At 66.8% G+C, this 14910-nt stretch carries 16 protein-coding genes; 4 read left to right on the top strand and 12 right to left on the bottom strand.

Annotated elements, in window-relative coordinates:
- Positions 1-5 precede the first annotated feature (5 nt).
- Positions 6-500: a cyclic pyranopterin monophosphate synthase MoaC gene (gene moaC, locus CAP37_RS19265; RefSeq protein ID WP_086126017.1), complete on the bottom strand. Its 495-nt coding sequence runs from the start codon at positions 498-500 to the stop codon at positions 6-8.
- A gap of 58 nt (positions 501-558) precedes the next feature.
- Here moaC and CAP37_RS19260 point away from each other — a divergent pair, with 58 nt between their 5' ends.
- A complete protein-coding gene (locus tag CAP37_RS19260) occupies positions 559-2241 on the top strand; it encodes a M48 family metalloprotease (protein ID WP_179190292.1) in 1683 nt (560 codons plus the stop codon).
- Here CAP37_RS19260 and CAP37_RS19255 read toward each other — a convergent pair.
- Both CAP37_RS19255 and CAP37_RS19250 read right to left on the bottom strand, forming a co-directional pair.
- On the bottom strand, positions 2224-2574 hold the full coding sequence (locus CAP37_RS19255; protein ID WP_086126015.1) for a phage holin family protein: 351 nt from the start codon (positions 2572-2574) through the stop codon (positions 2224-2226). The genes CAP37_RS19260 and CAP37_RS19255 overlap by 18 nt on opposite strands.
- Before the next feature lie 13 nt (positions 2575-2587).
- Positions 2588-3340, bottom strand: coding sequence for a TerC family protein (locus CAP37_RS19250; protein WP_086126012.1), 753 nt, complete (start codon positions 3338-3340; stop codon positions 2588-2590).
- Positions 3341-3697: 357 nt separating this feature from the next.
- Here CAP37_RS19250 and CAP37_RS19245 point away from each other — a divergent pair, with 357 nt between their 5' ends.
- The gene (locus CAP37_RS19245; protein WP_086126009.1) at positions 3698-4114 is read left to right on the top strand and encodes a DUF3717 domain-containing protein; all 417 of its coding nucleotides are present in this window, start codon (positions 3698-3700) and stop codon (positions 4112-4114) included.
- 156 nt (positions 4115-4270) lie between these two features.
- On the top strand, positions 4271-5146 hold the full coding sequence (locus CAP37_RS19240) for a 2OG-Fe(II) oxygenase (protein ID WP_086126006.1): 876 nt from the start codon (positions 4271-4273) through the stop codon (positions 5144-5146).
- Positions 5147-5158: 12 nt separating this feature from the next.
- Here CAP37_RS19240 and purB read toward each other — a convergent pair whose 3' ends face one another.
- The gene (gene purB / locus CAP37_RS19235) at positions 5159-6586 is read right to left on the bottom strand and encodes an adenylosuccinate lyase (RefSeq protein WP_086126004.1); all 1428 of its coding nucleotides are present in this window, start codon (positions 6584-6586) and stop codon (positions 5159-5161) included.
- Between the two features lie 105 nt (positions 6587-6691).
- On the opposite strand from purB, the gene CAP37_RS19230 reads away from it, so the two are divergent.
- On the top strand, positions 6692-7306 hold the full coding sequence (locus CAP37_RS19230; RefSeq protein WP_086126001.1) for a glutathione S-transferase N-terminal domain-containing protein: 615 nt from the start codon (positions 6692-6694) through the stop codon (positions 7304-7306).
- A gap of 3 nt (positions 7307-7309) precedes the next feature.
- Here the strand turns inward: CAP37_RS19230 and CAP37_RS19225 are convergent, their stop codons facing one another.
- The 8 genes from CAP37_RS19225 to CAP37_RS19190 form a co-directional block, all read right to left on the bottom strand.
- Positions 7310-8089 (bottom strand): SDR family oxidoreductase, encoded by a 780-nt coding sequence (locus CAP37_RS19225; protein WP_086125998.1) that lies wholly within the window; start codon positions 8087-8089, stop codon positions 7310-7312.
- On the bottom strand, positions 8086-8625 hold the full coding sequence (locus tag CAP37_RS19220) for a DUF3833 domain-containing protein (protein ID WP_086125996.1): 540 nt from the start codon (positions 8623-8625) through the stop codon (positions 8086-8088). The genes CAP37_RS19225 and CAP37_RS19220 overlap by 4 nt, the downstream gene beginning before the upstream one ends.
- Positions 8626-8634: 9 nt before the next feature.
- On the bottom strand, positions 8635-9969 hold the full coding sequence (locus CAP37_RS19215; RefSeq protein ID WP_086125993.1) for an MFS transporter: 1335 nt from the start codon (positions 9967-9969) through the stop codon (positions 8635-8637).
- Positions 9966-10538 (bottom strand): chalcone isomerase family protein, encoded by a 573-nt coding sequence (locus CAP37_RS19210; RefSeq protein WP_086125990.1) that lies wholly within the window; start codon positions 10536-10538, stop codon positions 9966-9968. Before CAP37_RS19210 ends, CAP37_RS19215 begins: the two co-directional genes overlap by 4 nt.
- Before the next feature lie 10 nt (positions 10539-10548).
- Positions 10549-11778 carry a cyclopropane-fatty-acyl-phospholipid synthase family protein gene (locus CAP37_RS19205; protein ID WP_086125988.1) on the bottom strand — a complete coding sequence of 410 codons (1230 nt, stop codon included), beginning with the start codon at positions 11776-11778 and terminating at the stop codon, positions 10549-10551.
- On the bottom strand, positions 11775-12590 hold the full coding sequence (locus CAP37_RS19200; RefSeq protein WP_086125985.1) for a DUF1365 domain-containing protein: 816 nt from the start codon (positions 12588-12590) through the stop codon (positions 11775-11777). Before CAP37_RS19200 ends, CAP37_RS19205 begins: the two co-directional genes overlap by 4 nt.
- Positions 12587-13951 carry an NAD(P)/FAD-dependent oxidoreductase gene (locus CAP37_RS19195; RefSeq protein WP_086127117.1) on the bottom strand — a complete coding sequence of 455 codons (1365 nt, stop codon included), beginning with the start codon at positions 13949-13951 and terminating at the stop codon, positions 12587-12589. Before CAP37_RS19195 ends, CAP37_RS19200 begins: the two co-directional genes overlap by 4 nt.
- Positions 13952-14303: 352 nt before the next feature.
- Positions 14304-14894, bottom strand: coding sequence for a glutathione peroxidase (locus CAP37_RS19190; RefSeq protein ID WP_086125982.1), 591 nt, complete (start codon positions 14892-14894; stop codon positions 14304-14306).
- Positions 14895-14910 lie beyond the last annotated feature (16 nt).

Below are 14910 nucleotides of genomic sequence, written 5' to 3'. Positions count from 1 at the left end.
GGGGCTCAACCCGCCACAAAATCCCCACTCTTCCCGCCCCGCTTCTCCAGCAACCTCACCCCCGAAATCAACATCCCCCGGTCCACCGCCTTGCACATGTCGTAGATGGTGAGCAGGGCCACGCTGGTGGCGGTGAGGGCTTCCATTTCTACGCCGGTCTGGCCGGTGCATTCGGTGGTGGCGCGGCAGTGCACGCTGTGCGTGCTGGCATCGACCTCGAACTCCACCGCCACACGCGTGAGGCCGATCGGATGGCACAAGGGAATGAGATCGCTGGTCTTCTTGGCGGCCTGGATGCCGGCGATGCGCGCAATGCCGAGCACATCGCCCTTTTTCGCCGTGCCGCTCTGAATGAGTGCCAGCGTGGCCGGCAGCATGGTGATCTGGCCAACGGCTACGGCCACCCGGTGCGTGTGGGCTTTGGCGGCCACGTCGACCATGTGGGCCTGGCCCTGCGCGTCGAAGTGAGTCAGTGGTCCTGGGGGAGTTGTTTCGGGCATGGAGGACTTGTTTCGGGTGCTTTACAGAACCGTTCGGACTTGGCGGCATCATACGGGGATGCCTGCAATTCCCAAGTCTCGAGCGCTGCCGCGCCAGCGCCGTACGATCGGCCCGGGCCTGCTCGCCTTGTCCCTTCTTCTGAGCGCGCTGCCGCCGGTCGCTGCGCAGTCGGGCGCTGACCGACTATCGGTGAGCAGCCTGCCCAGCCTGGGCGATGGTCAGGGCATGACGCTTTCGGCCGAACGCCGCATGGGCGACCGCATCGCGCGTGGCATTTACCGCGACCCTGACTACCTCGATGACCCGGTGCTGGTCGACTATCTCCAGTCGCTCTGGCAACCCTTGCTGGGTGCTGCACGCGATCGTGGCGACGTGCCACCCGAACTGAGTGAACGCCTTGCCTGGGAGCTGATGATCTCGCGCGATCGGCGGGTGAACGCCTTTGCATTGCCCGGTGGTTACCTCGGCGTGCACCTGGGGCTGGTGGCCGTGACCGAACGGCCGGAAGAGCTGGCCTCGGTGCTGGCGCACGAGCTCAGCCATGTCTCGCAGCGGCACATCGCCCGCATGGTGTCGCGAGACGAACGCATGGCGCCCTGGATGGTGGGCGCCATGATTCTGGCGGCGCTGGCCGCCGGCTCCAACTCTCAGGCGGCCGGTGCGGCCATCGCGGGCGGCACCGCAGCAGCCGCGCAGTCGCAACTCAATTTCTCGCGCGACATGGAGCGCGAGGCCGATCGTGTAGGTTATGGCGTGCTCACTGGCGCCGGCTTCGATGGGTACGGATTCGTCACCATGTTCGATCGCCTCCAGCAGGCCTCGCGCCACAACGACGACGGCTCTTTCCCGTACCTGCGCAGCCACCCCTTGACCGGTGAACGCATCGCCGACATGCGCGCGCGCCTGCCGGCTGGTCCCGTGGCGCCCGCCGCTGCGGGGGCTCCCGGGCAGGCACCTGCGGCCAGCGCCCCCGCAGGCGGTGCGCTGCGGCTGGACCTGCCAAAACCGGGCTCAGCGGCAGCGGGCGGCGCGCCGATGGCACTGTCATCCGGTACGGTGTTGCACAGCCTGATGGCCTCGCGAGCGAGGGTGCTGGCAGAAAACGGACCCGACCGCATGAGGGCCTGGTTGACGCAGGGCCATGCTTCTGGCGCCACACCCGGGGAGCGCTACGCAGCCGCGCTCTCGGCGCACCGACTGGGCCAGCGCGAGCAGGCGCTCAACCTGGCCCAGCGCCTGCGCACGTCCGTGCCCGCGGAGGCGCGCCCCACGGTGGACGCGCTGTTGCTGGAGCTGTTGCTGGCGCCGAAACCGGGTTCCGCTGCGGGCGCGTCCCCCGCAGCGGATCAGGCCAGCCTGCTGGCCGAGTTGCGCGATCAGGCGCTGGCCGGCACCACACGCGCGAGCGCCATCTACGGCGCGCAGGCCGCCATTGCCACCGGGCAGCCCGAGCGTGCCGTGGCGCGTCTGCAGGCCTGGGTGGCATTGCATCCGCGCGACGCGATGGCGTGGCAGACCTTGTCCCGTGCGCACGCGGCGCAGGGGCAGACGCTGCGCGCCATCCGCGCCGATGCCGAGGCGCATGCGGCGCAGCTCGACTACAGCGGCGCGGCCGAACGCCTCAGGGCCGCGCAGGGACTGCCCGCCGCGCAGCGCACCGACGGCATGGAGCTGGCGATCGTGGACGCGCGGCGGCGTGAAGTGGAAGTGTTGTTGCGCGAATCAACGCGCGAGGACTGAACGCAGGGCGGTGTTCACCACGAGCATGAGCACCGAGTAGATCAGCGAGCCCAGCAGCGCGGCCACAAAGCCACTGACCTGGAAGCCGTCCAGCACGCTCGCCGCGGCCCAGAACAGCAAAGCGTTGATCACGAACAGGAACAGGCCCAGCGTGATGAGCGTCACCGGCAAGGTGAGGATCACCAGGATGGGACGCAGCACGGCGTTGAACAGGCCAATGACCGCCGCCGCGATCAGGGCCGAGGTGAAGCTCTGCACCTGCACCCCCGGGTAGAGGTAGGCCACCACCAGCAAGGCACAGGCGGCGAGCAGCCAGGTCAGGATCAGTTTCATGCCGTGCTCGACTTCAGACTTCGTGGGTGACCGGCGGGCGGCGCGAGGCGACCCACTTGCCCAGAGCCAGCACCAGCAGCGCGCCAACGACGTGCGCGGTCCAGTACAGCGTGGCAGAAATATCGGCCATGCCCTTCTCGTCGAGGGTGCCCAGTTTGGGCATCCAGAGCCACTTGTCGGGGTTCACGAACGCCGGGTCGGTGACCAGCATGCCGCCGGCGATCCAGCCCAGCAGCATGCCGCCCAGCGTGATGATCATGGGGAAGCGCGCCATGAGCTTGATGACGATGGTGCTGCCCCAGACGATGATCGGGATGGAGATCAGCAGGCCCAGCACCACCAGCAGGAACGAGTGCTCGCCGGCATTCTGAGCAGCGCCCGCGATGGCGATCACGTTGTCCACGCTCATCACGAGGTCGGCCACGATGATGGTCTTGATGGCGGCCAGCAGCTTGTCGCTGCCTTGTACATTCGCGTGTCCATCTTCATCGGGGGCCAGCAACTTCACACCGATCCACACCAGCAGGATGGCGCCGACCAGCTTGATGAAGGGCACGGTCAACAGCGTCATGGCGAAGGCAATCAGGATCACCCGCAGCACGATGGCACCCGCAGTGCCGTAAATGATGCCTTTGGTGCGCTGAGCCGGCGGCAGCTTGCGGCAGGCCAGCGCGATCACCACCGCGTTGTCGCCGCCGAGCAGGATGTCGATGATGATGATCTGTCCGAGCGCGACCCAGAACGCGGGCGATGTCAGGAAATCCATAAATTCCTCGTTGTTGCAAGCGGTAACCGCAAGGCACTGCACCACCCACCCGCGACAGCGCTGCAGCGCTGGCGAAGGGGGACGGACATGCCTTGATCGGCCGTGGGGAGCCCATCAAAGGTCTTGCTCGCCTGGCGTTGGAGTTCGCCTGGCCCGGGCCGCCGGAAGCAAGCGCTTCGTGTTGACGACAACCCGATGGTCCGGATCGGGTGGGGCCAAAAGGCCCTTCTGATCCGCAACGGAGAGCTACTCCCCTTCGAGACCCGCGATTGTAGCGGCCCACGCCTGCCGAAGGCCGGGGCTTTGGGTAAGCAGTTCCCACAGGCCCGGAGCGCGACTGGCTATGATCCACACCCCATGCCCGGCATCCACATCACCGACATTGAAGCCGCCATCAACCACTGGCGTGAGCGCTCACCCTCGCCGGATGGCGTGTCTTTGTGCAAGGAGCTGCGTGCGCTGGCCGAGGTGTATGCCCTTCTGGTGTATTTCCACGAGACCGAGGCCGACGAAGCCACCTTGCCTGCTGCAGCCCGCGCGGCCTGGCTGGCCTGGTATGAAACCACCCCCGACACGCCCTGCATCGCCATCTGCTCCACCAGCCAGGGCGACGCGGTCTGCAAGGGATGTGGCCGAACGTTCGACGAGGTGCAGCGCTGGACCGAAATGACGCCGGCCGAGAAGCGGGGAAGCTGGCGCCGCATCACGATCGAAGACGATGCGTGGCGCTTCAACCGTTACGCCGAGCGAGCGCTGGAAACCCCGGGCGGTTGAGCCGGTTGGTGCGGATCGGGCGCGCGGCTGACAGGGCATGCCGACCGACTCACTGGCCACTTTCGTATCACATTGCACAGAAAGCCTCAGCAGGCAGGGGGTGCCTGCGCGTTGGGTTCGATATCATCCGACCCTCTTGTAAGGGAATGTTGCTCCATGAACCTCTTCGAACTCACCTTGCCGGTCAGCCAGGACGGCGCTTTGAGCATGGATCCCGTCGAGGCCCGCGCCACGGGCGAGATGCTGGCGCAGGAATACCGGTCGGCCGAACCCTTTCCTCACATCGTGCTGGACGGCATTCTTCCGCAGCCAGTGCTGCAGCAGGCGCTCGACAACTTTCCGGCTGAACCCTTGAAGTCGGATCGGGTGTTCGACATCAACTACGGCGGACACCACAAGCGGCAAATCCTGCCGTACGACTGCAGCAAGGACGCGCAGGCACTGTTCGCGTTTCTGAACTCCAAGCCCGTGCTGCAATTCCTGCAGGGCCTCACCGGTATTGAAGGCCTGATTCCCGATCCGTATTTCGAGGGCGGCGGGTTCCACGAAATCAGCACCGGGGGACTGCTCGGTGTTCACGCCGACTTCCGCATCAACGAGACCCTGCACCTGGAGCGGCGCCTCAATCTCCTGATCTACCTGAACCCGGACTGGAACGAAGAGTGGGGCGGGGCGCTGGAGCTGTGGGACCGCAAGATGACGACGTGCCACTCCAGGGTGTTCCCGCTTCTGAACCGTTGCGTGGTGTTCAGCACCGACGCAGACAGCTACCACGGTCATCCCGATCCCCTGAAGACGCCGGACCACATCAAACGGCGTTCGATTGCGCTCTACTACTACACCAGTTCGCGAAACATCTACAAAGAGGTGCCGAGCCACAGCACCATGTACTACGCGCGGCCCAACGATTCGGCGGAGGTGCACGCCGAAGCGAGGCGATTCCGCACGGATGAGCACCTGCGCGACTGGCTGCCGCCGAAGCTGGCACGTCTGTTCTTCAGGATCCGCAACCGGTTGCGTCCTCCTGCCTGAGGCACCGGGCCTCTAGACGCGGCGCGCCAGTTCGGTGGCCTTGCCCACGTAGCTGCCCGGCGTCATGGCCAGCAGACGGTCCTTTTCCGCCTCGGGAATCTCCAGCCCACGGATCAGCGCATGCAGGGCTTCGGCGGTCACGGTCTTGCCGCGTGTCACTTCCTTGAGCTTTTCGTAGGCGCCGGATACGCCGTAGCGCCGCATCACGGTCTGGATCGGTTCGGCCAGCACTTCCCACGAGGCGTCGAGGTCGGCGGCAATGGCCTCTTCGTTGATTTCCAGTTTGCCCAGACCCACGCCCAGCGAGTGGTAGGCCAGCACCGCGTAGCCCAGCGCCACACCCATGTTGCGCAGCACGGTGGAGTCGGTCAGGTCGCGCTGCCAGCGCGAGACCGGCAGCTTCTCGGACAGGTGGCGCAGCAGCGCGTTGGCCAGGCCCAGGTTGCCTTCGGCGTTCTCGAAATCGATCGGGTTGACCTTGTGCGGCATCGTGCTTGAGCCGATCTCGCCGGCTTTCAGTCGCTGCTTGAAATAGCCCAGGCTCACATAGCCCCAGATGTCGCGCGAGAGGTCGATCAGGATGGTGTTGGTGCGCGCCACCGCGTCGAACAGCTCGGCCATGTAGTCGTGCGGCTCGATCTGGATGCTGTAGGGCTGGAAAGTCAGCCCGAGGCCCAGCGGCTCGGGTGACTCGATCACGTTGCGGCTGAACGCCTCCCAGTCGAAATCCGGCCAGGCGCTCAGGTGGGCGTTGTAGTTGCCCACGGCGCCGTTCATCTTGCCCATCAGCTTCACGCTGGTGATCTTCTCGCGCGCAGCCACCAGGCGCACCACCACGTTGGCGATCTCCTTGCCCACTGTGGTGGGGCTGGCGGTCTGGCCGTGCGTGCGGCTGAGCATGGGCACGGCCGCATGGGTGTGCGCCATCTCGCGCAGCTTGGCGATCACCGCATCCAGCGCCGGCAGCAGCACCGCGTCGCGCCCGCCTTTGAGCTGCAGCGCGTGGCTGGTGTTGTTGATGTCTTCGCTGGTGCACGCGAAGTGCACGAACTCGGCGGCTTTCTCCAGCTCCGGGCGCGCCTCGAAGCGCGACTTGATCCAGTACTCCACCGCTTTCACGTCGTGGTTGGTGACCTTCTCGATGTCCTTGATGGCCTGTCCATCGGCTTCGCTGAAGTTCTTCACCAGGCCCAGCAGGTAGGTGCGGGCGCCGGGAGAAAGGGGTTTGAACTCGGCCAGCCCGGCGTCGGACAAGGCGATGAACCAGGCGATCTCGACCTGCACGCGGCGGTGCATGTAGCCCTGCTCGCTCATGAAGGGGCGCAGGGGTGCCAGGCGGGCGGCATAACGGCCGTCGAGTGGAGACAGGGCGGAGATGGTGCTCAGCGAGCCCGAGGCGGGCGGAGCGGAGGCGGCGGGAGAGGGGGTGGTCGGGCGCATCCGGCGATTGTAGGAGGGCACGCCGTGCGATGAGCCTGTCGGCACGAAGCGCGCGCTGGCTGGCTAGAATTGCCTTCCCGCGTCCAACCGACTTCCCCACTCCTCATGAAACTCATTGGTGCCATCGCCAGCCCCTACGTGCGCAAAGTGCGCGTCGTCATGGCCGAGAAGAAGCTGGATTACCACTTCATTCTGGAAGACGTGTGGTCGGCCGACACCCAGATCGGCACCTCCAACCCGCTGGGCAAGGTGCCTTGCCTGGTGATGGAAGGTGGCGAAGCCGTGTTTGATTCGCGCGTGATCGTCGAATACCTCGACACGCTCTCGCCCGTGGGCAAGCTCATTCCCACGCAAGGCCGCGAACGCGCCGAGGTCAAGACCTGGGAAGCCCTGGCCGATGGCTTGCTCGACGCCGCCGTGCTCGCGCGCCTGGAGACCACATGGCCGGGGCGCACCGACGCACAGCGAAGCCAGGCCTGGACCGACCGCCAGCTCGGCAAGATCGAAGCCAGCCTCAAGTCCATGAGCCAGGGCCTGGGCGAAAAGCCCTTCTGCTCCGGCATTCACTTCAGCCTGTCCGATGTGGCCGTGGGTTGCGCGCTGGGTTACCTGGACTTCCGCTTCCCGGTGATCGACTGGCGCGCCACGTACCCGAACCTGGCGCGCCTGGCCGACAAACTCAATCAGCGCCAGAGCTTCATCGACAGCAAGCCCAACTGAGTTTCACAGCCCGGTGAAGCGCCGAACCGCCGGGAAATAGGCTCGGTAGGGCAGCAGGCGCAGCAGCTTCATCCAGCGCGTGAAGCGCTTGGGGTAGTGGATGTCGAACGCGCCCCGTCCCCAGTCCGTGATCATGGCCAGTGCCGCCTGTTCGGGTGTGATGAGCGCGGGCATGGTGAACTGGTTCTGCGCGGTGAGGGGCGTCTGCACAAAGCCGGGGTGCACCACGCTCACGCCCAGTCCGACGGGGTGCAGGTCGAGGTAGAGCGTTTCCGCCAGGTTCGTGAGTGCCGCCTTCGTCGGTCCGTAGGCCAGGCTCTTGGGCAGCCCGCGAAAACCTGCCACGCTGCTGATGAGACTGATGTGGCCCTCGCCGCGTGCGATCAGCGCCGGCAGCACCGCGTGCAACACGTTCAGCGCGCCAACGTAGTTGATGTCGAGGTGGCGCCGCAGGTCGGCCATGTCCATGGCGCTGGCGCGCATTTCCCGGTAGTGGCCGGCGCAGTACACCACCATGTCGAGCGGGCCCTGCGCGAGGATCTCGCTCGCGGTCTGCGCGACGGCCTGGGCGTCGGTCACGTCCAGCGGCCAGGCTTGTGCGAGCGCGCCTTCGCGCGGCGGGTGCGCGGCCACAAAGGCCTGCAGCGCGCCGGCCTGGCGCGCCGACACCAGCACCTGCGCACCGCGCGCGTGCAGGGCCGAAGCGGTCGCCTCGCCGATGCCGCTGGAGGCACCGACCAGCCACACGCGCAGGCCGCGCCAGTCTCGGATGGGTGGGTTCATGGCGCGCGCTTCACAAAGGACAGAGTGACCTCGCCCAGCTTGAATCCGAACTTGCTCATCTCGGCCTTGTTCAGCATCACGCGTTCATTCATCAGGTACATCCAGTCGTCGAATTGCACCTCGTAGGTCTTTCCGTCGACCGGCAGCAGCAAGGTGTAGCCCCAGCGAAAGGCGTTGCCGCGCTGCTCGCCGCGCGCCACACCCACCACGTCGTCGGCGGTGCCGGTGAATTGCCCATTGCCCAGGTGTTTCATGCGCCAGATGCGCTTCTGGGTGGTGCCGTCCGAGTAGGTGAAGTCTTCGTCGAGCACACCGTCGTCTCCGTTCCAGCTGCAACGCATCACCACCGTGAAGCGCTTCACCACCGCGCCGGAGCGGTCGGTGAAGACGCCGTAGGCATCGAGCGTGCCATTGAAGTAGGTGCGCAGATCGAGCAGTGGCTTCTCGCTGGCGTATTGCGACACCTGTGGCCCGGCGCAGCCTGAGAGGGTGGCGACGGAGGCGATGCCGGCAGCCAGCAGCAGACGTCTTTGCATGGATTTCTTTCAGGAAGTGGTCACGGGGGACGTCGCCAGGGCCAGCCGCTGCTGCGGCCGGATGACGAGCGCATAGAGCGCGCCGCTGGCAAGCAGCTTGAGCACGCAGGGCAGCAGGCAGTAAGCGATGGTGAGGGTCTGCAGCGCGGCTTCGTCGCGCGCGCCGGGCACGTAGCCGAACCACGCCAGCAGCGGCAAGGCCAGGCCGGCGGCCAGCGCCAGGTTGAGCTTGGCGGCAAAGCTCCACCAGCCGAAGTAGGCGCCCTCGCGCTGACCGCGTTCGCCGAGTTGACCGATGAGGCCGGCCAGCATGGCGCTGGGCAGGGTGAGGTCGGTGCCCAGGGCCACGCCGGAAAGTGCGCAGACAATGAGGAACAGCCACACATCGCCGGTGCCCAGCGTGGCGGCCCACACGAACACCGCCACGGCCAGCGCCATGCCGACCAGCCAGGTGCGCCCAAGGCCCAGGCGGCCCACCACGCGCACCCACAGGGGAATCGAGAGCGCGGCACACAGAAAGTAGGTGGCCAGGAACGCCGGCTCGACCGAAGGCGAGGCCTGCAAGCGGTCCTGCACAAAGAACAGCACCAGTGTGGCGGGCACCGCGCTGGCCGTGCCGTTGAGCACGAACACCGCCAGCAGACGCAGGAAGGCGCCCTGGCGCAGTGGCGATGGGCCCGCCGATGGCGGGATTCCCTCGATCACCTGGGCGCGTGGTGCTGTCGAACCGCTCCATGCCCACCAGCCCAGCGCCAGCAGCACCGCGAAGGTGGCCACTGTCGTGCCGAGGCCGAGCGTGCCGGGCAGCACTGCGGCGATCAGCACGCCCAGCAGGGAAAGCCCTTCACGCCAGGCCACCACGCGGCTGCGCTGGGCCTCGTTGCCACCCAGGCGAGCGCCCCAGGCCTGGTGCGCGACGGCGACCACGCTGTAGGCGGTGTAGGTCACGGCCATCAACAGGCCGGCCCAGGTGAGCAGCGCCGTGGTGCCGGCCGAGCGCACCGCCGCTGGCGGAAACAGCAGGCCCCACAGCCCCAGCGCGAGCACGACCGCTGCGGTGCCGGTGGCCACCATCAGGACGGCGACCGAGCGCGCCGAGAGGCGGTCGCACCAGCGGCCGATCCAGGGGTCGAGCACGGCATCGACCAGGCGCGCGGCCAGCAGCACCGCGCCCAGCAAAGCCAGCGGCGCGCCGAACTCGCGCGCGTAGTGGTTGGGCAGGATCACATACAGCGGCAGCGCGACGAACGCCAGTGGCAGGCCGAGCAGACCGTAGCGCACGCCGTGGCGCCAGGCGCCAGGGCCAATGAAGCGGGCGGCCGGCTCCTGCAGCGCCGCGCTCATGAGGCCGGCCGCGAGGCGGTGCCTGAGGCCTCGATCAGCGTGCGTCGCATGCCCGGTTGCGAGGTCTTCGGCGACAGCCAGATACCAAAGAACAGGCGCGAGAAGGCCTCGTCCGCGACTTCGCCGAGCCACTGGCCATTGAGATAGAAGCGCGCGCCAGCACCGGGCACATGCACACCGGTGATGCGGTCGCCGCGTTGCACATCGGGGAACAGGGCACTCATCGCTTTCAACCAGCGCTCGGCCTGAGCGGGATCAATGGTGGCCAGCCCGCGCATTTCCTCGATCGAGCGTTCGGCGATGTCGGGTCCCTTGAAGCTGCGCAGGTAGTTCAGCTCCAGGCCGAAGCGTTGCTCGGTGAAACGCTGCGCGTCGAAGCCTGGCGCCGCGTACAGGCTGGCGTCATAGACCTCGAAGCCCCAGACGCGCAGGCGCGCCGTGCCCAGCTTTGGCTGGTCCTTGAGCGCTGCGCCCACGGTGGTTTCGCCAGGCACCGCGTGCACAAAACCACCGGGCAGCGCCAGAAGGCAGGTGCCCAGCGCGAAGGCTGCAACGAGATGAGAGCGCATCGTGTCGGGCTCAGGTGGGTTTGCGCAGCGTGTACTGCACCACGTCGATGCTGCCTTGCTCGAAGGCCGCCTCGCAATAGGCGAGGTAGAACTCCCAGATGCGAAGGAAGCGCTGATCGAAGCCGAGCTGCAGCACGCGGTCTTTCTCGTGCAGGAAACTTTCGCGCCAGATGGCCAGCGTGCGCGCGTAGTCGCGGCCGAACGCGAATTCGTCCACCACCTCCAGGCCCGCCAGTGCGGCCTGCGCGCGGAACTCGCGCGGGCACGGCAGGCAGCCGCCGGGGAAGATGTACTGCTGTATGAAGTCGGTGCCCTTGATGTAGCGATCAAAGTGCACGTCGTCGATCACGATGCTCTGGACGCAGGCCCGACCACCCGGTTTGAGCAGGCGCTGCACGCTCTGAAAGTAGGTGGGCCAGTACGCACGACCCACCGCCTCGACCATCTCGATCGAGCAGATGGCATCGAAAGGCGCGTCGTTGATGTCGCGGTAATCCTGCAGGCGCAGATCGGCGCGGTCTGCGCGGCCAAGCTTCTGCATGCGCTCCTGCGCGAACCCGAGCTGCTCGGTGGACAGCGTCACGCCGACCACGCTGGCATCGAACTCGGTGGTGGCCTTCTCGGCCAGCGCGCCCCAGCCACAACCGATCTCCAGCACGCGGTCGCCCGGCTGCACGCCGGCCATGCGCAGTGCGCGGCGCACCTTGGCGTGCTGCGCGGCCACCATGCTCTGGCCCGGCTCCTCGAACCAGGCCGACGAGTAGTTCATGGTTTCGTCCAGCCACAGCGTGTAGAACGGATTGCCCAGGTCGTAGTGGGCGTGGATGTTCTTGCGGCTGTTGGCCTTCGAATTGCGGTTGAGCAAATGGCGCACGCGGTACGCAAAACGGCCCAGCCAGGAGCCGTAGATCACGTCTTCCACCTCGCGCCGGTTGGCCACCATCAGCGACAGCAGGGTGGTCAGGTTGGGCGTGCTCCAGTCGCCATCTATGTAGGTTTCCGCGAAGCCGATGTCGCCCGATTTCAGCGCGGCGCCGCACACGTTCCAGTTGTGCAGCTTCATGCTGGCGTGTGGCCCATCGGCCTGGCCAAAGCGCTGCACCGTGCCGTCCGGCAACTGCAGGGTGAGGCTGCCGTGCACCAGCCGCTGCAGCAGTTGCAGCGTGGTGCGCGCGGCCGCCGGCGCGTTGCGGGGCAGGTCGAAGCCGGCGGGGTTTCGGGAAGCGGTGGTGGAGTTCATGGGTGGCGGGGTTCGGCGTTCACGGGGGTCGCGGGCGAGACGGCGGCGGTGACGAAATCGCCCGGAGCGGGCGGCTGGCGGAAAAACGGCGCGCTCTTGATCCACAGGCGCAGCGCCTGCCAGTGGATGCGCGCGATCACCCCGAAGGTCATGGCCGGGTAAGACCAGAGCGCGCGGCGCAGCGTCTGTGCGTTCAGCGGCAGCAGCTCGCCACTCACGCTGGTGTTGAGCAGCGGCGCGTCGCCGCCATCGTCGAAATAGTCGACGCGCGCCACGGTGCGCGGCAGGGGGAGCTGTGCGCGCATGAAGACGAAGCGGTAGCGGCCACGAACCGGGCAGAACGGTGAAACGTGGAACACCTTGTCGGCCTCGCAGGGCTGGCCATAGCGCGGCGCGTCCAGCAGGTAGCAGTGGCGCTCGCCAAACGTGTTGTTCACCTCGGCCAGCACCGCGCGCAGAGTCCCATCGGCGCGGTGGCAGTACCAGAAACTCACGGGCAGGAAGGCGTAGCCCAGCACGCGTGGGTAGGTGTGAAGCCACACCTCACCCACCGCGTCGTCGATGCGGTGCGCGCGCAGCACGTCGTCGAGCCAGGCCAGGCTGTCGGCGCGGCCGTCGCCATGGTCCGCGTCGTGAAAACTCAGCGCCGCGCGGCGGTTGCGCGCGAGGTCTCCGTTGCCTTCGGCGCGCAGGCTGCGCATTGGCAGCATGAGGAAGTACGTGGCGTAGGCGAACGCGTGGCGGCGCGGGCGGTGGCGCGTGTGGCGCACCTGACCAAAACCGATCTGCGCCACCGCCTTTGCGGCGCTCATGCAAACACCCCGGGCAGCGCGTGGCGTCTCGCCTGCGCGGCCTGTTCGATCGGCACCAGGCCGTGCGTGTCTATGATGCTGCGCGCCGCGCGCAGGCCCGATTTGAGCCCGTCCTCGTGAAAACCGTAGCCGGTCCAGGCGCCCGCGAACCACGTGTGGCGCTGGCCCTGCATGTCGGGCACCCGCGCCTGCGCACGGATCGCCGCGAGGTCGAACACCGGGTGGTCGTATTCGTACTCGCCGAGCACCTGCGTCGGCGCGATCTCGCGCTGCGGGTTGAGCGACACCACCACGGGTTGCGTCACGGGCAGCGGCTGCAGGCGGTTGATGAGGTAATGCAGGCAGACCTGCGCCGATTCCACGCTGGCCTGGGGCGCGCGCTGGTAGTTCCAGGCCGCCCAGGCGCGCGGGTTGGCCGGCAGCACGGAGGCGTCGGTGTGCAGCACGGCGCGGTTGGGCTGGTAGCGAATGGCGGCCAGTACCTCGCGTTCGTTCTGGCTCGCGCCGTTGCCCAGCAAGCGCAGAGACTGGTCGCTGTGGCAGGCCATCACCACCGCGTCAAACCGCTCCACCTGGCCGTCGGTCACGATGCGCACACCCTCCGGGTCGCGCAGCACCTGGCGCACCGGCGTGGCCAGTCGGCGGTCGGCGATGCGGTCCACGATCTTCTGGACATACTGCCGCGCACCGCCTTCCACCGTGTACCACTGCGGTCGGTTGGTGATCTGGATCAGACCGTGGTTGTGGCAGAAGCGAACCATGGTGGCCACCGGGAACGCCAGCATCTGGTCGGTCGGGCAACTCCAGATGCAGCCCATCATGGGCAGGAAATACCAGTCGCGGAACTCGTCCGAAAAACGGTGGGAGCGCAGGAAATCACCCAGCGGCTGCAGCAGGGCGCTGTGCTCGCCCAGATCCTCGCCCTTGGCGGCCAGGCGCGAGGTGATCCGGTTGAAGCGCACGATATCGGCCAGCATGCGCAGGAAGCGCGGATTGGCCAGGTTGCGCCGCTGCGCGAACACTGAAGACAGGTCGCTGCCACTCCATTCCAGCGTGCCCCCGCCGGGGCCAGCGCCGTCGGCCTGCACCGAGAACGACATGTCCGACTTCGCGATCGGCACATCGAGCGAAGAGAACAGCGCGAGCAGGTTCGGGTAGGTGCGCTCGTTGAGCACCAGAAAACCTGTGTCGACACCGAACGTGGTGGGCGTGCCCTGACCGTCGGGCAACGTCACGTCCACGGTGTGCGTGTGGCCGCCGAAGTACTCGCCCGCCTCGTACAGCGTGAGGTCGGCGAGGCCATGCAGGGTGTGGGCGGCGGCGAGGCCGGCAATGCCGGAGCCGACGATGGCCACCCGGATCGGGCGCGGGGGATGCCCTGCCATGGGGGGCTGCTGGAGGTCCGAGTACATCATCGTGACCTCAGGCCTTGACCGCAGAGCGGTGGCCACTTGTACAAAAGACTGCGAAGCGCCCCGAAACGAACCAGGGAGGGAGGGAGGAGGAGGAGAAGCGCCTCGGGATTTCAGTCGGGTCTTGACGACTCGACAGGCTTCGCAGTGCAAAACGGTATCTGTTTGCTGGGAGACCCATGGCCCGCCAAAAGTTCCAGCGTCGCGTCGCTTTGGGGCGCGCGTTCGGTGGGCAAAGAGGGAAAAATGGGTTCATGGGTGTCAGAAAATACTGATGGGTTTTATTGTGACTGCTTAGTCACTATTTAGTCGAGAGAAACTTTTCAATGTCCCTCAACAAGGCAGGGTCTTTGGGTTCGACGCGGCTGCCGTAGCTGCGCACGGCCTCGCCGTCGCGGGCAATCAGGTACTTGTGGAAGTTCCATTGCGGCCGCTCGCCGGTGCGCTGCGCGAGCTGCCGGTAGAACGGATTGGCGGCGGAGCCGGTCACGCTGGTCTTGCTGAACATCGGGAATTTCACGCCGAAGGTGTTCTCGCAAAACTCGGCGATCGCCCCATTGCTGCCGGGCTCCTGACGCCCGAAGTCGTTGGACGGAAAGCCCAGCACGACCAGGCCGGTCGACTGGTACTTCGCGTTGAGCGCCTCGAGCCCCTCATACTGGCTGGTGAAGCCGCAGAAGCTCGCGGTGTTCACCACGAGCACCACCTTGCCGCGGTACTGGCACAGCGACTGCGGCTTCTCATCCTGGAGGCGGTCGAACCGGTGCTGCAGGAGCGCCGGGCAACCGGGCTCGGCGGCCAGCACCCCACCGGACAGCGCAAAACCGATCAAGGCCGCCACCAGCGAGCGCCGCATGCCGGCGCTGGCGGTGGGGGATGGTCCTTTTCTCATGCCGGCAACTCCATAA

It is taken from the genome of Hydrogenophaga sp. IBVHS1 (assembly GCF_002127265.1).
In the GTDB taxonomy this organism is placed as follows: Bacteria; Pseudomonadota; Gammaproteobacteria; order Burkholderiales; family Burkholderiaceae_C; genus Hydrogenophaga.
This window is presented reverse-complemented; position numbering and strand designations above follow the sequence as displayed.